15 protein-coding genes are annotated in these 17,082 nt (G+C 73.8%); 6 read left to right on the top strand and 9 right to left on the bottom strand.

Annotated features, from left to right (window positions below; genetic code table 11):
- Positions 1–176 precede the first annotated feature (176 nt).
- Together GCE86_RS02265 and GCE86_RS02260 are read right to left on the bottom strand one after the other, a co-directional pair.
- Positions 177–1,250 carry a sensor histidine kinase gene (locus tag GCE86_RS02265; RefSeq protein WP_154225362.1) on the bottom strand — a complete coding sequence of 358 codons (1,074 nt, stop codon included), beginning with the start codon at positions 1,248–1,250 and terminating at the stop codon, positions 177–179.
- Positions 1,247–1,915, bottom strand: coding sequence for a response regulator transcription factor (locus GCE86_RS02260; protein WP_154225361.1), 669 nt, complete (start codon positions 1,913–1,915; stop codon positions 1,247–1,249). Before GCE86_RS02260 ends, GCE86_RS02265 begins: the two co-directional genes overlap by 4 nt.
- Before the next feature lie 160 nt (positions 1,916–2,075).
- On the opposite strand from GCE86_RS02260, the gene GCE86_RS02255 reads away from it, so the two are divergent.
- Positions 2,076–3,329 (top strand): C39 family peptidase, encoded by a 1,254-nt coding sequence (locus GCE86_RS02255; RefSeq protein ID WP_154225360.1) that lies wholly within the window; start codon positions 2,076–2,078, stop codon positions 3,327–3,329.
- 24 nt (positions 3,330–3,353) lie between these two features.
- On the opposite strand, the gene GCE86_RS02250 is transcribed toward GCE86_RS02255, so the two are convergent.
- Both GCE86_RS02250 and GCE86_RS02245 read right to left on the bottom strand, forming a co-directional pair.
- The gene (locus tag GCE86_RS02250; RefSeq protein ID WP_154225359.1) at positions 3,354–4,637 is read right to left on the bottom strand and encodes an outer membrane protein assembly factor BamB family protein; all 1,284 of its coding nucleotides are present in this window, start codon (positions 4,635–4,637) and stop codon (positions 3,354–3,356) included.
- Positions 4,634–5,920: an outer membrane protein assembly factor BamB family protein gene (locus GCE86_RS02245; protein ID WP_154225358.1), complete on the bottom strand. Its 1,287-nt coding sequence runs from the start codon at positions 5,918–5,920 to the stop codon at positions 4,634–4,636. Before GCE86_RS02245 ends, GCE86_RS02250 begins: the two co-directional genes overlap by 4 nt.
- Positions 5,921–6,014: 94 nt before the next feature.
- On the opposite strand from GCE86_RS02245, the gene GCE86_RS02240 reads away from it, so the two are divergent.
- A complete protein-coding gene (locus tag GCE86_RS02240) occupies positions 6,015–7,850 on the top strand; it encodes a DUF6311 domain-containing protein (protein WP_208818105.1) in 1,836 nt (611 codons plus the stop codon).
- Between the two features lie 39 nt (positions 7,851–7,889).
- Here the strand turns inward: GCE86_RS02240 and GCE86_RS02235 are convergent, their stop codons facing one another.
- Both GCE86_RS02235 and GCE86_RS02230 read right to left on the bottom strand, forming a co-directional pair.
- Positions 7,890–9,677, bottom strand: a complete 1,788-nt coding sequence (locus GCE86_RS02235) for a DUF6311 domain-containing protein (RefSeq protein WP_154225356.1) — start codon at positions 9,675–9,677, stop codon at positions 7,890–7,892.
- Complete coding sequence (locus tag GCE86_RS02230; protein WP_154225355.1) at positions 9,635–11,512, bottom strand: DUF6311 domain-containing protein; 1,878 nt, start codon at positions 11,510–11,512, stop codon at positions 9,635–9,637. The genes GCE86_RS02235 and GCE86_RS02230 overlap by 43 nt, the downstream gene beginning before the upstream one ends.
- 168 nt (positions 11,513–11,680) lie before the next feature.
- Here GCE86_RS02230 and GCE86_RS02225 point away from each other — a divergent pair, with 168 nt between their 5' ends.
- Entirely contained in the window at positions 11,681–12,862 is a 1,182-nt protein-coding gene (locus GCE86_RS02225; RefSeq protein ID WP_154225354.1) for a hypothetical protein, read from the top strand.
- 209 nt (positions 12,863–13,071) lie between these two features.
- Here the strand turns inward: GCE86_RS02225 and GCE86_RS31525 are convergent, their stop codons facing one another.
- A complete protein-coding gene (locus GCE86_RS31525; protein ID WP_167537019.1) occupies positions 13,072–13,245 on the bottom strand; it encodes a hypothetical protein in 174 nt (57 codons plus the stop codon).
- Positions 13,242–13,460, bottom strand: coding sequence for a flavin reductase (locus GCE86_RS02220; RefSeq protein ID WP_154225353.1), 219 nt, complete (start codon positions 13,458–13,460; stop codon positions 13,242–13,244). Before GCE86_RS02220 ends, GCE86_RS31525 begins: the two co-directional genes overlap by 4 nt.
- Before the next feature lie 406 nt (positions 13,461–13,866).
- Between GCE86_RS02220 and GCE86_RS02215 the strand changes: the two genes are divergently transcribed.
- Complete coding sequence (locus GCE86_RS02215; protein WP_154225352.1) at positions 13,867–14,997, top strand: helix-turn-helix domain-containing protein; 1,131 nt, start codon at positions 13,867–13,869, stop codon at positions 14,995–14,997.
- A complete protein-coding gene (locus GCE86_RS02210; RefSeq protein WP_154225351.1) occupies positions 14,994–15,575 on the top strand; it encodes an HD domain-containing protein in 582 nt (193 codons plus the stop codon). The genes GCE86_RS02215 and GCE86_RS02210 overlap by 4 nt, the downstream gene beginning before the upstream one ends.
- Here GCE86_RS02210 and GCE86_RS02205 read toward each other — a convergent pair.
- Positions 15,550–16,185 carry a GNAT family N-acetyltransferase gene (locus tag GCE86_RS02205; RefSeq protein WP_239542792.1) on the bottom strand — a complete coding sequence of 212 codons (636 nt, stop codon included), beginning with the start codon at positions 16,183–16,185 and terminating at the stop codon, positions 15,550–15,552. The two genes, GCE86_RS02210 and GCE86_RS02205, sit on opposite strands and share 26 nt — an antisense overlap.
- Before the next feature lie 178 nt (positions 16,186–16,363).
- Between GCE86_RS02205 and GCE86_RS02200 the strand changes: the two genes are divergently transcribed.
- Positions 16,364–17,008 carry a hypothetical protein gene (locus GCE86_RS02200; RefSeq protein ID WP_154225350.1) on the top strand — a complete coding sequence of 215 codons (645 nt, stop codon included), beginning with the start codon at positions 16,364–16,366 and terminating at the stop codon, positions 17,006–17,008.
- Positions 17,009–17,082 lie beyond the last annotated feature (74 nt).

Below are 17,082 nucleotides of genomic sequence, written 5' to 3'. Positions count from 1 at the left end.
CCGCGTCGCACCCGGCCGACCACCGGCGCCGACCGGATCGGACAGCCGGGCCGGACGCACGAACAGGTGACCACCGATGGTGGTTCGGCGGGCGGCGGCCGACAGGTCGGCGGTCCGGCGCGTACGTCGGTCGGCCGCGCGTACGTCGGTCGGCCGCGCGGACGCCGGTCGGGTCCTCAGGTGGCCGCGGGGGCGTCGGCCGACGGCAGGGTGACGGTCACCTCGAGGCCGCCGCCCGGCTGGGCGACGGCCTTCACCGTGCCGCCGTGCGCGTCGCAGACCGCGCGCACGATGGACAGTCCGAGGCCGGAGCCGCGGGCGCCGGTGCGTTCCTGCCCGCCGCGCCGGAACGGCTCGAACAGCCCCGGCACGTCGGCGGGCGCGACTTCGAAGCCGGTGTTCCCGACCACCAGCCAGGACCGCTGCCCGTCCGTGCCGGTGCGCACCCAGAGCCGGCCGTGCAGGTGGTTGTAGCGGACCGCGTTCTCCACCAGGTTGCCGGCGAGCCGGTCGAGCAGGCCCGGGTCGCCGACCACCGGGGCGGCACGCAGCGAGGTGTGCACCTTGAGGCCGATCCGCTCGACCTCGCGGGCCATCGCGGAGAGCGCGTTGGCGGTGCCCACGGCCAGGTCGAACTCGGTGCGGCGGGCCAGCCGGCCGCCGGTCTGCGCCTCGCTGCGGGCCAGCACCAGCAGCGCGTCGACCAGCCCGTTGGCGCGTTCCGACGCCTCCCGGACGACGCTGGCCATCCGGCGGTACTCGGCGAGGTCCGCCTCGTCGTCGCTGAGTGTCACGTCGATCTCGGTGCGCATCACGGCGAGCGGCGTGCGCAGCTCGTGCGAGGCGTTGGCCACGAACCGCTTCTGCGCCTCGAAGGCGTCGCTGATCCGGTCCAGCATGGCGTCGAACGTCTCGGCGAGCTCGGCGACCTCGTCGTTCGCGCCGGACCAGCCGATCCGCTCGTCCAGTGTGGTCTCGCCGAGCCGGCGGGCGGTGGCGGTGACCTGGTGCAGGGGGCGCAGCGCCCGGCCGGCCACCGCGTACGCCCCGGCGACCCCGACCATGCCGATGGCCACCAGCGCCACCAGGGCCTTGACCAGCAGCTCCCGCTCGTCGGCGGGGCGCAGCGCGTCCCGGACCAGCAGCCAGGCCAGGAGCACCAGGACCGCACCGGCGCCGACCAGCAGCACCCCGTTGAGCAGGGTGAGCCGCAGCCGCAGGGTCGGCCGCAGCCGGGACCGGCCCGTCATGCGGCGGCCTCGCCGATCCGGTAGCCCGCACCGACCACCGTCTCGATCAGTGGCGGGTCGCCGAGCTTCTTGCGCAGGGTCATCACGGTGACCCGGACGATGGTGGTGAACGGGTCGGTGTTGGCGTCCCAGACCCGCTCCAGCAGCTCCTCGCTGGAGACCACCGCGCCGCGGGCCCTGAGCAGCTCGGCCAGCACGCCGAACTCCTTGTTGGTGAGGTCGACCGGCTCGCCGCCGCGGGCGACCACCCGGCGGGCCGGGTCGAGCACCAGGTCGGCGACCTCCAGCACCGGCGGAGCGGCCGGGGTGGCCCGCCGGCCCAGTGCCTGCACCCGGGCGACCAGCTCGTCGAAGGCGAACGGCTTGGGCAGGTAGTCGTCGGCGCCGAGCTGCAACCCCTCCACCCGGTCCGCGACGGTGCCGCTCGCGGTCAGCATCAGCACCCGGGTGAGCGCGCCGGAAGCGGCCAGGTCGGCGCAGATCCGATCGCCGTGCACGCCGGGCAGGTCCCGGTCCAGGATCACCACGTCGTAGCGGGTCACGAAGGCGGCCTCGTGCCCGGCGTGGCCGTCGTAGGCGACGTCCACGGCCATCCCGCGCTTGCGCAGCCCCCGCGCGATCGCGTCGGCGAGGTTCCGCTCGTCCTCGACCACCAGTACCCGCATCCCGGCCTCCCACCTCGTGACCTCCCACAACCTAGTGCGGGAGGCCAAGCGTCCCGCGCGCGCCGTCGTTGCAAAAAATCTTCAGGTACGCGATGCTGCCCGGCAGCGAGCGACAACGCCCCGGCCACCGGCCGCGGGCCCGAGCCCGACGGGAGCCCGCATGACCGCTGTCGACCCCGGCCGGGACGTGACGTACCACCGCTTCCGCTTCCCGGCGGACCTGCACCTCGGCACCGCCGACGGGGTGGCCGCCGGCCCGGACGGGCTGGTGCTCGGCACGCCGGCCGACCGGCTGGAGCACACCGACCCGCACTCCGGTGACACCGCCGGCTACGACGCGGCGACCTGGACCTCCCCGGTGGTGCCGGTCGGCTTCGCCGCCACCGAACTGGTCCCCTCCTGGACCGCCGACGCCCCGGCCGGCTGCTGGCTGCGCGTGGAGCTGCGCGGGTGGGCCGGGGACACCCCCACCACCGGCTGGTACGAGCTGGGCCGGTGGGCCGCCGACGAGACGGCCATCCACCGCTCCTCCGTGCCGGGGCAGTCCGACGAGGCGGCCTCGGTCGCGGCCGACACGCTGCGCGTCACGGGCGCCACGGTCACCGGCTGGCAGGTCCGGGTCACCCTGCTCCGGCGCACCGGCGCGCCGGCCGGCCCGGTGCTGCGCACGGTCGGCGTGGTCGCCTCGGCGGGCGACCGGACCAGCACCGGCACGCCGGCCACCCGGGCGGGCGCGCCCGGTGCACCGGACGGCGGCCCGGTCCCGGCGCCGGTCCCGACCGGCACGCAGGCCGGCGAGGCCCGGGGCCGGGTGCTCGACGTGCCCCGGTACGCGCAGCGGCTGCACGCCGGCGGGGAGACCCGCTGGGGTGGCGGCGGGGATTCCTGGTGCAGCCCCACCTGCGTCTCGATGGTGCTCGACTTCTGGGGCGCCGGCCCCACCCCGGACCGGTACGCCTGGGTCGCCCCGCCCGGCCCCCGGCCGGTGGTGGTGCACGCCGCCCGGCACTGCTACGACCACGCGTACGCGGGGGCCGGGAACTGGCCGTTCAACACCGCGTACGCGGGGCTGCACGGGGTGGACGCGTTCGTGACCCGGCTGCGCTCGCTGGCCGAGGCGGAACGGTTCGTGGCCGCCGGCATCCCGCTGATCGTCTCGGCGTCCTTCCGCCGGGGGCAGGTGCCCGGGCTGGACTACGACACCCGGGGGCACCTCATCGTGCTCGTCGGCTTCACGGCCGACGGCGACCCGGTGCTCAACGACCCGTACGCCCCGGACGACGAGGGGGTCCGCCGGACCGTGCCCCGGGCGGCGTTCGAGGCGGCCTGGCAGGGCGGCAGCGGCGGCGTCGTCTACGTCGTGCGCCCCGAGTCGGTGCCGCTGCCGCCGGCGCCCGCGCAGGCCAACTGGTGACCCGGCCGCCGGCCACCCGCTGAGTCAGCGGCCCGTCCGCCAGATCACCAGCCCGCCCGACGGGTGCAGGCAGACCAGCGCGGTGCCCGAGTCGGCGCACTCGTCCCAGGAGCCGGGCAGCACGGCCCGGATGCGCGCCTCGCCGGCCGCCACGTCCAGCGTGCCGACCAGTGTCCGGTCGCCGGTCAGGCGGCGCAGCCCGAGCAGCTGGCCGCTCTCGACGCCCGCGGTGCGCCAGCGGCCGAGCCGGGCGAGCGCGCGGCCGGTGGCCGGGTCGAGCACCGACAGCTCCAGTTCCAGCCCGACGCCCGGCTGGGCGCCGAGCAGCCGGCCGCCGAACGGCGCCATCCCGATCCACTGGTCGTCCACCCAGCCCGGCCGGCCGGTGGCGGGGTCGAGGGCGCGTACCCCGCCGACCTGGTCGCGGATGCACACCATCCCGGCGCACTCGACGAACCACACCCCGGCGCGGGGCTCCACCGGCACGTCCCAGCGCCGGTCCAGCCGGTCCAGCCCGTACGCCGTGACGGTGCCCGGCGCGCCGTCGACCAGCAGCAGGTCGGCCACCACCTGGGTGAACCGGTAGGAGACGCGGTCGGCGGCGGGCGGCACCCGGCCGGCACGCACCAGCGCCCCGGAGTCCGCGTCGTGCACCTCCACCCGCCCGTCGGGGGTGACCAGCACGATCTGCGTCACCCCCCGGTCACCCGTCCGGTACGCCACCCCGTTGCTGGGCAGCGGCAGCGACCAGCGCACCGCGCCGGAGGCGGGGTCGACGGCCAGGACCGTGCCCGTCCCGGCCGCGCGCGGCGTCTCGAACAGCACCCCGCCGGACGCGGTCGACACCGGGTACCCGGACTGGCGCCAGCGCACCGCCCCGGTAGCCGGATCGAGCAGGGTGGAGAGGGTGTCGCCCGCCCCGGCCGGGCTGCTCGTCACCAGCAGCCCGCCGGCCACCGTGCCGAGCCCGAGGACGTGGTCCCCCGCGGTCAGCGTGAACCGCCACAGTGGCTCGCCGCCGGGCAGCCGGTGCCCGGTGACCACCCGGCCGCCCAGGCCGACGGTGCCCGGGCCGTCGGCCACCACCAGCCGGCCCGCCAGGACCAGGAAGATGGCGCCCTGCGGGGCGGGCACCTTGAGCCCCGCAGGCGGCCGGGCCGGCGGGGTCGCGCCGGCCAGGGTCAGCAGGGCGAGGCAGCAGACCGCCACGACCCGGGCCACCCGGCCCGGCGGCCGGCCGGGCGCACGGGACGGCTCGTCGGCCTCCTCGCCGTGCCGCATCTCCCCCAGCTCGATGACCGGACTCACGGCAGCCGCCACAGTCCGAACCCACCGTTCGTGTGGCGGCAGACGACCAGCTTCGCGCCCATCCGGCAGTCGCCGACGGCCCCGAACAGCACGTCGCGCATCTCGGGGAGGCCGCCGGCCGGGTCCAGCTCGACGAGGAGCAGGCGGCTGTTCCGGATCCGCCGGACGCCGAACAGCCGGCCGTCGAACTCGTCCTGCTGCACGACCTCCCAGACACCGAGGTCGGCCAGCAGCCGGCCGGTGGCCTCCTCGACGACCGCCAGGCCGGTTCCGGCCCCGGTGTCCGGGGCGATGCCCGTCGCGACCAGGAGCCGGCCGCCGGCGGCCGACAACGCACCCACCCACCGGTCGTCGGTCCACCGCACCGCCCCGGTGGCCGGGTCGAGCGCCCACATCCCGCCGGTCTGCCTGCTCGCGCAGAGCAGGCCGCCGCACCGCTCCGCGTACCCGACCAGCGGGAGCGCGGCCGTCCAGCGCCGCCGGAGAGTGTCCAGGTCGTAGGCGGTGACGGTGCTGCCCGCGTCCCCGACCACCAGCAGCATCCCGGCGGCGAGCAGGGTGCGCTGCCGGGTGGGCAGGTCGCCGGGGCGCAGGTCGCGGGCGACCAGCCGGGCACCGCTGACCGCGTCGTAGACGGCGGTCTCGCCCGCGGCCGGCAGGTGGACCAGCCGATCCACGCCGGACGGGCCGAAGCTGAGTTCGACGTCGTCCGGCGTGCCGGGCGCCGACCACAGGGTCCGGCCGTCACTCACCGCCACCCGGCGGATCGGCTGCCGGTCCGCCATCTCGGGCACCTGCATGAGCAGCGCCTCGCCGGCCGGGAAGCCCACCCCGGGCTGCACCCAGGTCACCCTGCCGGTGCGGGCGTCGAAGGCGGCCGTCTCGTACGCGGAGTCGCCGGCGGTCCGCCCGACGAGCAGGACGCTGCCGTCCTGCTCCCACACGGAGATGGCCTCGCCCGCCCCCGGCAGCGGCATCCGCCACAGTGTCCGGGGTGGACCCTCACCCGCCCGGTACGCGACGAGCTGCCGGCCCACGCCGCGCTGCGGGTCGGCCGGCTCGACCACGTACACCCGGTCGCCGGAGACGAACGCGGCGGCCGCGGGACCGCCGGCCAGGGTGCGCGCGGCGGGCCGCGACGGGGGCGCCGCGGCGGTGAGCGTGACCAACGCCACCAGCAGCACCATGACGCTCCGGAACGGACGGCCGGCGGCCCGCGGACGACGCCGCGCCGGCTCCGGTGGGGCGTCGTCGCGCAGCTCACCGAGATCGATGACGGTCACGACCACCCCCTCCCCACGCCGCGCCCCGGCGTCTCGGCCGAAACCGGTACGAGACGTGCCGCCTGTACGATGGCCCGTCGTGGCCGTGCCGGTGGTGGACCCCTCGCTGACTTCCTCGCCCGTCGAGGCCGAGCCCGCCGTGGCGGACCCGCCGCGCCGGCTCCGTCGCCGGCCGGCCCGCGCCGACGTGCTGGCCATCGGAGCCTATGTGGTGCTCGGCGTTCTCGTCTGCCTCAACTATTGGGGCGACGTGCAACACCGGGTCTCCTCGCACCTGCCGACCGACCACAGCTGGTTCGAGTGGCTGTTCGCGCACGGGGCCTACTCGGTGCGTCACCTCGAGAATCCCCTGTTCACCGCCCGGCAGAACGCGCCGGACGGCGTGAACATGATGGCGAACACCTCGCTGCTCGGGGTCACCCTGCCGCTGGCGCCGCTCACCCTGCTGCTCGGCCCGCAGGTGATGTACGCGCTCTACCTCGGCGCGGCGCTCTCGGCCACCGCGGCCACCTCCTACTGGATGCTGTCCCGGCACCTGGTGCGCTCGCGCGGGGCGGCCTTCGTGGGCGGCGCGTTCCTCGGCTTCGCCCCGGGCATCGTGCACCACGCCAACGGGCAGCCGAACTTCGTCTCCAACTTCCTGCTCCCGCTGATCGTGGCCCGGGTCCTGCGGCTCGGCGAACCGGGCCGGTGGCGGCGCAACGGCGTCGCGCTGGGCCTGCTCGTGGCGTACCAGATCTTCATCAACGAGGAGATGCTGCTGCTCACGGCGCTGGCCTGCCTGGTCGTCGTGGTGGCCTGGGTGGTGCAGCGGCCGCGGGCCGCGCGGGAGCGGGCCGGCGCGTTCCTCGCCGCCGGCGGCGTGGGCGCCGGGCTGGCCCTGCTGCTGACCGCCTACCCGATCTGGTTCCAGTTCAACGGGCCGCAGTCCTACCGGGGCCTGCAGGGCGGGGTCTTCCACAACTGGGGCGAGGACCTGATGGCCTTCGTCACCTTCGCCCGGGACACCGTGGCCGGTGACGAGGCGGTGGAGAAGACCATCGGGCTCACCGAGCAGAACACGTGGTTCGGCTGGCCGCTCGTGCTGGTGGCGCTGGTCGCCCTCGTGCTGCTGGTGCGCCGCTCGCTGCCGGCCCGGATCCTGGCCGTGCTCGTGGTGGTCTTCTCGGTCGCCGCGATCGGCCCGAAGGTGCGCTTCGACGGCGTGGAGACCACCGTCGACGGCCCCTGGGCGTACGTGCCGGACGACCTGCCGCTGGTCGAGATGATGATGCCGACCCGGCTGAGCCTCGTGGTGGCCGCCGCGGTCGGCGTGCTGCTCGCGCTGGCCTGGGAGGCCCTGTCCGGTCGCGGCCGCCCGCCGGTGCCCGCCCAGCGCACCGGGTCGGCCGCCCCGGGGCTCCGTCGGCGCTGGCTGCGCCCCGTCGGGTACGCCGCCATCGTGGCCGCGCTGCTCCCGCTGTTCCCCCGACCGCTGCCGGCCCAGCAGATCGACCCGCCGCCGCACTTCATCACGGCGGGCGGCTGGCGGCCCTACGTGCCGGACGGCCGCACCCTGGTGCCGGTGCCGATCCCGAGCAACGTGCACGGCCTGCCCACGCTGCGCTGGAGTGCGCTGACCCGGCAGGAGTTCCCCATCCCGGGCGGGTACTTCATCGGCCCCAACGAGGCGGGCGAGGGGGTCTTCGGCGCCCCGAACCGGCCGACCAGCACCCTCATCTACGCCACGATGGACGCGGACAAGGTCCCGCCGCTCACCGACGAGAACCGCCGCCAGGCCCTCGACGACCTGCGCTTCTGGAAGGCATCGGTGGTGGTGCTGGGCGCGAACCCCCGCGAGGCGGTGCTGCGCGACCTGCTGACGCAGCTCCTCGGCGAGCCGCAGCGCGTCGACGACGTCTGGCTCTGGGACGTCCGCGACCGCGTCTGACGGCCGACGGCTGACGGCTGACGGCTGACGGCGGGAGGGTCAGCCGACCAGGGGGCGGACGTCCCACAGATGGGCGCCGGGGACGTCGCGGCCGGGGCCGACCAGGGCGTCCACCGTGGCGCGGACCGGGTCGCCCGGCGCCGAGTCGGCCTGCACGAGCACCGCGGCCCGCCAGTGCCGCAGGTCCGCGACGGCCTGGCGGCGTTCCGCGTCGCCGATCGGCGGCACCTGGCCGGTCTCGGCGGCCCGGCGCAGCAGCAGCGAGGTGGGCAGGTCCGGCGCGCCCCAGTGCGCCCTGGGATCGTCCGCCGCACGGGGGCCGATGAAATAGCCGCCCGGCGCGTCGAAGGCCAGCCCGGCGCGCGCCGACCAGAAGGTGGCCGGGCTGACCGCCGACCCGGTGACCGGGGGCACCGGCACCAGCGTCCGCCCCGGCGGCACGTACGCCCGCCAGTCGCCGTCGGCCACGAAGGCCGGCACCGGCGTGACCGGCACGGTGCGGATCGGGGTCGGGGTGAGCGGCAGCAGCGCGGCGGCGACGGCCCCCGCCCACGGCGCCCAGGTCCGGGCCGCGCGCCGCCGGACCCGGTCCAGGGCGAGGGCCAGCAGCACCCCGAGCACCGGTACGCACACCAGCGCGAACCGGGCCGGCACCACGAGGTCGAGCAGGGGCACCCGGGCCAGCAGCCGGTACGGCCCGGGCAGCCCGGTGTCGTGCCGGTTCACCACCACCGTGGTGCCGAGGGACAGCAGCGCGAAGAGCAGCCCGCAGGCCGCCAGGGCCCGGACGAGGGGCCGCCGCCACAGCCGGACCACCACGAGCACGGCCAGCAGCGGCAGGAACGGCCCGAAGAAGGAGTTCTCCTCGGTGGGGTTGGGCGAGAGCAGCCCGGCGTGGTGGCCGTCCCCGGCGACGGTCTGCCGGGCGGCGGTGGCGTAGGAGGCCAGGTCCAGCCGGTAGCCCCGCGCGTAGAAGGGCATGCCCGTGTAGTGCCCCGGGCCGCGGAACTGGACCCAGAGCGGGTAGGCCAGCAGCACCCCGGCCACCAGCGCGCCGATGCCGAGCCGGCGCGCCACCGCGGGCGCCAGCCGGCGCGCCCCCGCCCGGTCCGCGAGGGCGTACGCCCCGGCGAACACCCCGGCCGCGAGGGCCAGGAAGACCAGCACCTCCTCGCCGAGGAAGACCTGGTAGGCGACGGCCAGCCCGAGCAGCACCCCGTCCCGGCGGACCCGGTCGGCGGCCGGCCGGAACACCAGCCCGAGGATCACCGGGACCAGGAACTGGGCGGCCATGTGCAGGTGCGCCCCGGCCTGCGACACCAGCCCGGGGGCGAAGCCGCAGAACAGCCCGCCCACCGCCGCGGCCGCCCGGGACCGGACCAGCCGGCGGGCGAGCAGCGCGTACCAGGCGGTGGCAGTGCCGGCGAGGCAGAGCACCACGGCGACGAGGAAGGCCACCTGGGAGCCGAACAGCGCGGTGACCGGGGCGAGCGGCACGCCCAGCCCGAGCACCGAGGTGTTGGCCATCAGGTTGACCCCGTCGGGGACGTTCAACGCCGTGCTGTGCAGCGGGTTCTCCCCGCCGGTCACGGCCCGGGCGGCCCGCGCCAGCATCCACTCGAAGAGCATCTGGTCGCCGGCCTGGTGGAACAGCCGGTCGGGCCGGCGCCACTGGCCGGCGGTGAGCAGCACGGCCAGGCCCAGGTAGCCGGCGACCACGAGCGCGTCGACCGGGCGCGGCCGCCACCGGCGCCGGGGCGCGGGGGCGGGGCGGTCCGGGCCGGTCAGGCGGACTGGCTGGTCAGTGTCCGGACGTCCCACAACCACACGTCCAGCTCCTGCCGGGCGGGCCCGGCCAGCTGCTCCACGGTGCGGCGCAGCGGCTCGGCGTTCTGCTCGTTCAGCGGCAGCACCACGATGGCGGCCCGCCAGTGGCGCAGCTCGTCGAGGAAGCGGCGGCGCTGCCGCTCGTCGAGCTTCGGCGTACGCCCGGTGGCCTCGACCTCGGCGAGCAGTTCGCCGATGCCGCTGGGCCGGCCACCGAAGCGGCCCGGGTCGCCGGTGACCCCGTTGCGGGGTGCGAGGAAGTAGCCCCCGGGGATCTTGAAGGCCAGGTCGGTGCTGGCCGCCCAGCGCATCGGGTCGGTGTTGCCCATGGCCGGCACCGGCACGGAGACCAGCGTCTGGTCCGGCCCGACGTACTCCCGCCAGCGGTCGGCGTTGATGAACTTCGGCACGGCCGGGCGGGTGGTGACCCGCAGCGGCATGGGCGCGATGGGCAGCAGCGCGAACACCAGGCCGGCGGCGGTCAGCGTACGCATGGTGCGCCGCTCCACGACCCGCAGCGCCGCGGCCCGCTTCACGGCGAGGGCCAGCAGCACCCCGACGACCACGGTGGTGATGAGGCCGAACCGGGTCGGCACCACGGCGTCCAGCAGCGGCAGCTTGACCAGCACCTCCCACGGGCCGGTGACCAGGTCCCGGTCCCACCAGGAGACCCGCTCGCCGAGGGAGAGCACGGCGAAGAACAGCCCGGTCGCGGCGAGTGCCCGGACCACCACGTCCCGCCGCAGCCAGACCACGATGCCGACGGCCAGCAGCGACAGGCTCCAGCCGAAGAAGGCGTTCTCCTCCGAGTAGTTCGGGGCCAGGTTGGCGTTGGCGCGCTCGTTGCCGCCCAGTGTGGGCGAGCCGGGGGTGAAGAACGCGGCGATGTCGTTGCCGTAGTCGCGGACCGTGTCGCTGAGCCCGTGGTACGCCATGGGGCCGGCGAACTGCACCCACAGCGGGTACGCCAGCAGCGCCCCGGCGAGCGCCGCGCACACGGCCAGCCCGGCGCCGAGCGGGCGCCAGGCGGCGGCCCACCGCTCGCGCTGCTGCACCACGACGGCGACCAGGAACACTCCGCAGGCCAGCGCCGTGAAGAGCAGGATCTCCTCGTTGACGAACGCCTGCGCGGTGACCAGCAACGCCAGCAACGCGCCGTCGCGGACCGGCCGGGTGGAACGGGTCAGCACCAGCACCCGCCACACGATGAAGGGCAGCAGGAACTGGCTGATGATGTTCGGATGCCAGTTGGCGTGCGACAGCATGGCCGGCGAGAACCCGCAGAACCAGCCGGCCACCGCGGCGGCCAGCCGGTGGCGCACCAGGTGCCGGGAGAGCACCCGGTACCAGGCGGCGGCCGTGCCGGCGAGGCCGAGCGTGACCAGGGTGACGAAGGAGACCGCCGGTCCGAACAGGAGGGTCACCGGCACCATGGGGATGCCGAGGGCCAGGATGGCGGTGTTCGCCATCAGGTTGACCCCGTCCGGATAGTTGAACTGGTCGGTGAAGAACGGGAACTCGCCGTGCAGCACGACCCGCACCGAGTGGGCCAGGAAGAACTGCACCTGCGCCGGGTCGCTGCTGTACAGCGCGGCCACCCGGCCCGCCGGGTCGGCCCAGATCCCGCTGGTCACCCAGAGCGCCGCGAGCAGGAACACCCCGTACACGGCAAGGTCGAGCCGGCGCGGCGTCCACCGCCACCGCCGCCGCGCGGCCGGCGCGACGGTCTCCGCGTCGCGGGCGGTGACCGGCGGTTCGTCCACCATGACGGAGAGCGGTCCGCCCGAGGCGTCGGCGTCCGGGGTCGAGTCGCCACGGGGCTCGGCAGGCGTCACAGTCGGCGGAGTCTACCGGAGCCGGAAATTGGCGTACGAATCGCACCGTCCACCGTCCTCAATGGTCATCATCCGAAAGGGTGAGGCGGGCGCGGCCGGGTGACGGGCCGTCTCGTACCATGTGGGCTTCCGGACACGACCAGCGATGGGATACAGGGGGCGTACAGCGTGGCTTCAGCCCGACGCGGCACGACGGCCACCGCGCTGCTGGTCCTGCTGCTCACCGGCTGCGGCCCGGTCGCCGGGCGGCAGCCCGCGACGCTGCCGGTCGGCTACGACAGCCTGGACGGCACCCTCGAGGTGTGGCCCGCGCGGGGCAGCCTGGCCCGCGACGCCGCCGCCACCGCCGGCATCACCGACGCCGTGCGCGACTGGCGCTCCCCCATCGACGACCGGGCCCACCTCTCCTCCTCCGGCATCCTCTACTCCGGCGAGGTGGCGGGATCGCCGGTGGCCCTGGTCGCCGCCGACGTGCCCGGCGAGGCCGCCTCCTGGCTGCTGCAACTCGACCGCGACGGGCAGCGCTGGCGGGTGGCCCACGCCACCGAGTACACCGACCCCGGCTACCTGGTCTACTCCGACGTGCTGCCCGTCCAGCAGCCCACCGGCCGCCGCTACCTCACCTCCGCCCGGGTGGAACGCCTGCTCGGCCCCGACGGCAGGGCGCTGCCCGCGGCCGACGGCATCACCGAGCCGGTCGCCGTGCCGCCCTGCCAGGCCGTGTCGGTGACCGCGACGCTGCGGCCCACCCGCTCGCTGCCGCGCGGCCGGGCCGCGGACCGCGTCCTCGACCTGGGTACGGCGACTCGTGCGCCTCGTTACCCCTTGGTGCGCGATGAGACGGGCTCCGGGAAACGGGCGCTGAGCGGGTTGGATACGTGTGTGCTCGCCGGGGAGCGGGGACCGTTCGGGAGCGTGCCGCGGCGGATCGGGGACCGGCAGGCGCCCCTGTCGGCGCCGGAATCGTGGCCGATGGCGAAGATCGCGGTGCGGTCGCTCGGGTCGGTTTCTCTCGGTGGCGGGGAGCCGGGTGAGCTGGAGCAGCTCACCTGGGAGAGTGCCACCGGGACGATGACCGCCGTGGTCTACCGGCCTGCTGGTGGGGGCGCTCCTGTTGTCTCGCCTGCCGACCGGTCCACGACCTTGCAGGCCTACTACCTGCCGGTGCCGGGACAGCCGCTCGCCGTGCTGAGCTGGCGGACCCGGGACGCCTCGTTCGCCGCGCCGCCGGGGACGACCCGGCTCGTCGACCGGCCGGGCCTCGTGGTGGTGGCGCAGCCGGACCGGAAGCAAACGTTCAGCCTGGCGGGGACCGAGAAGACCTGGTACCGGTCCGTGGGCGGGCGCTGAGGCCGTCGATGGTTGCGATGGTGGGGTTCGGGGCAGCCCGGCCCGCTCCGGGCGGTCAGGCTTGATCCCTGCGCGGGTCGGGCTGCCCCGAACCCCGCGCTGGTTCTGGTCCGCCGGTGAGTTGCGGCTTCGTTCGCCGCCGCTGGAGATCTTGGTACGAAGTGGCCCCTATCGGGGCCCTTTCCGTCCAAGATCTTCTCCGTGGGTCGTTAGACGAGGCGGTGGAGGCGGACTTTGGGGCGCTCGTTTCTCAGGTGGGACTGCTTGTGTTGGCGGACCTGCTCGTCCCAGACCTCCTGGTCGTAGTCCGGGTCCGGCGGGATCCACTTGTGGGAGCCGTCGCTGTAGTGGTACTTCTCGTCGCCGACTCGGAGGATGCTCATCGGGTCCAGCCGAGGAAGCGGTTGTGCAGGTGGCCGGCGGGGACATGGGCCAGGTCGTGGCTGGCGTCGACCAGCTGGGCGGCCAGGTAGAGAGCTAGTGAGACCGGGGCGGCTTCGTACTCCGCTCGCAGTTCCTGGCGGCGGGTTTGGCAGGGCCAGTGGGCGCCGCAGCCGCCACAGGTCCACGCTGGCGTGACCGGGAGGTGGGTCGTCATCGCGTGGTGTCCTGACCGGGCCAGTGGCCGCGGTTGATCGGGATGCGGTGTCGGTTACGGCACGGCAGATCGGATCCACAGCGGCAGGCCCACTTCCACTTCCGCCAGGACCAGGCCGGGCGGTGCCGCCGCGCCAGCGTCATCGCGACCGCACTCAGATACTGGTCGTAGGAGACTCGTCGCCACGACCGCGTGTTGTCCCGCATCGGTGCCTCCTCGGTAGGGCAGCGCGACATGACCGACCCCGAACTACGGGACCGGCTCTGGAACGCTCGGTAACTGCGACGCTACGATCACGACGATGGTCGTTGGACTCACCAGCAGTACGGGTGAGCAGGGCATGTTTCCCGCTGCGAGGAACGCTCCGGCAGGAAACGTCGACCACCGGTCAACGTAGGGATGTCGGATGGCAGGTCGCAGACGATCAGCACCGCAGCGCGGTGAAGTAACGGGCTACCTGGTGAAGCTCATCCGGGAGTCCATCCCGCTCACCCAAGAGCAGCTCGCCGCCGAACTCGACATCGACCGTGCCACTGTGCAGAGCTGGGAGTCAGGACGCCGGCCGTTCACAGCCGTGCCGTTCGGACAGGCGATTGCCATCCGCCAGAGGCTCGGACGATTCGGAGCGAACACCAGCCTTCTCGCCGCGCTCGACGACGCGGCCGAAGCAGACTTCATCCTCACCGCAGTCTTGGACGGGCAGGTCGAGCGCACCGACGTGACTGACCAGCCCCTCGGCTGGTCTGTGCTCACCCACCGTCTCGCCGATCTGATCCTCTGGGCCGTCCTGGGGCAGACCCCCACCTTCATCAGGGGCCTGCCGCTACCGCAGCACAGACGAGGACCGGTGGCGACAGGGCCGTTCCTGCCCGCCGACGAGCGGCGCAGCTTCTTCGCGCACCTGCACGTCCTCGCCGACCGTTCCGCCGCCAGGCGTCATCCGCACGTTCTGCTGCACCGGCAAGCCTGCTTCCTGGCCGGCATGGATCCCACCAGAGCGTCCGCCGCCTGGCTGACCCAGAGCAACACCCGGACAGCCCGCCAGGCGCCCGCCTTCCACACCTGGTCACCGCTATGGCCTGACGTCCGCTCAGTGGTGACCTCGCTGGCGAACCAGGGCGACCCCGAACCACTGCGGCACTTCATCGCCCGGGCGCACCCGGACGACGCTTGCGAACGGGCAGCCCTCAACTACTCGGCCTACTGGGTTGGCGAGATTCCCTATCGGGAACGCGACGACTCGTTCATGCCAGCCGCCCTCACCGACTGGCGCGGCTCCCGTCTCCTGCGGCACCTCGTCCAGCGACTCGATGTGGGGCATCCGTTCGTGGACCTCAACATTCACAACGTCTGGGCCCTGCTCACCGCACGGCGCGGCCTCGCAATTGGTGATCCCGCCACCGGACGGGCGCTTGCCGACCGAGCTACCACGCTGCTGGACAGCGACCGAATCTCCGCGCAATCCCGGCAGGAACTAACGTCTATCGTCTACAGCCTGCGCGCAGACGGACTCACCGGCACAGGGATGGGCAGATGAGCGACGATCACGACGTTGCCGGGGCGATGACCTTCATCTTCGAAGCCGGCGTGCTCAAGCGCGCCGCCCGCACCGGCTGGTGGTTCGCCGGCGTGAAGCACCCCGAATCCATCGCGGAGCACTCGTTCCGCACCGCGCTCATCGGCATGATGCTCGCCGCCATGGAAGGCGCCGACCCGGCCCGGGTGTCCATGCTCTGCGTCCTGCACGACACCCAGGAAACCCGGATCACCGACATCCCCCACATCGCCAAGCGCTATCTCACCGCCGCGCCGAACACCGCAGTGACCGCGGATCAGGTGGCGGACTGCCCACCGGCTGTCGCCGACGTCATCGCCGCCGCCGTTGCCGAGTACGAAGCCGGCGAGACTCTGGAAGCCGTCGTCGCCCGCGACGCCGACAAGCTCGAATGCCTGGTCCAAGCTGTCGAGTACCGCCATCAGGGCGTCGACAACGTCCAGCGCTGGATCGACAGCTCACGGGCCGCGCTCAAGACCGCATCCGCCCACCGCCTCGCGGACGCCGCCCTCAGCGGACAACCTCTCGCCTGGCTTAGCCCTCCTCCTGAGGAGGAGTAGAGGCCGCCGCACGGTGGGCCATCAACTCCAGCCGCATACCGATGTATTTGGAGTTGTCTGGTCCTTCCCGAAATTCACCGTCCGGCTTCCAGCCGTGTCTGGTGTAGAACGCTCGCGCACGGCTGTTTCGCTCCCAGACTTCGAGCAGACCGGTCGGCAGTGGGATCTCCTCCAGGTATCGCACGAAGAGCGCGTGCAGGGTGCTGCCGATACCCTTCCGCCAACTGCCGGGGACGACGTGGATCTGGTACAACTGGCCCACCGTGCCGGCGTCCACCTGCGACGACAGCGGAGGACCCATCGCGGCGATGCCGACGATGCGGTCTCCGACGACAGCGCACATGACCCTCTTGCGGGGTGACCCGATCGCCGCCGTCCAACCGGTTCGCTGTTCGCGCTCCAGCGTGGGATTCACGATGGATTCGGAGGTCAGGCCGCCGGCTCCGTAATAGGCCAGACGTGCCTGGGTGTGCACGTCGATGATTCCGTCCAGATCGGCGAGGGTCGCATGCCGTACTTCCATCGACCCGCTCACGCGCGCGATCTCCCGAGTCGTGTGGGTGAACAACCTTCGATTGGCCTCGACCAGCGCAGATCCATGCATCGACATTACTGGCCTCTATGCCGCCACGGGGCCCTGCTCGCAGACGAAGCGGCCGGTGACCACCCACGTGGCATCCGTGGCGCGACGTGGCATCCGTGGCGCGGAACCGGAGTGGCTGGACTGAGGCGGACAGACAGACTCGGCGCGCCCTCGCAGGCTTTGCGCCTGCGGCTACCCTCGCTCGGTGAGTTTCGGCACGTACGCGCGGAAGGTCCGTGACAGGTCTCTGCCCTACGGCCTCCGCGTGTCGGCTCTGCGATCCTGCGTTCAGCTCTACCGACCGATCGGATTCCACGCGACGCTGGGCTTCCTGAAGGAGATCGCAGGTCCGTTTCAGCGAGACGAGGCCGCGCTCCTGAAGGCGCTCGACGCCATAGAGGCAAGCCGCGCTCAGTGGCATGCTGACATGCGGGATTACGCGCACAGCCGCCGGCAGGCCAAGCAAAGTGGCCAACGGATTCCGCCCGCTCAGGATCGCAACCCGAACGGCTCTCCGCCGATCTGGTACGGCGCGGCCAGGTCGGCCGCCTTGTCCGCCCTGCGCTATTGGAGCCGCACGCGCCGTCCCGCGTTGAGGGTTACAGCTGACGAGGCCGGCAACACCGTCGACGTCCTCGTTGCCGCTGCTCTGTCGTCGGGTGGCGAGCTGACATCGGAGCAACGGCAGCTCCTCGTTCTGGCCGCCGCGGAGCTTGAAGGACGTATGCAGCCTGATCTCTGGGCCGACGACCCGGTCGCCTACTCCCGCGCCCGGGACCTGTTGAGGGTTGCGCGCCTGCTAGAGACAGCGAACGACGATGGGCAGCCTCATTCATCGGCAGAGGGTTAGCCGAGAGCGCTCAGGCGCGGTCAACGACGCGAACGGGCGGCCCCGCGCGTGGCAGGACCGCCCGGTTCGGCGTA

The organism is Micromonospora terminaliae (genome assembly GCF_009671205.1).
Lineage (GTDB): Bacteria > Actinomycetota > Actinomycetes > Mycobacteriales > Micromonosporaceae > Micromonospora > Micromonospora terminaliae.
The sequence above is the reverse complement of the archived record's forward strand: the minus strand, read 5'-3'. Positions and strand labels throughout refer to the sequence as shown.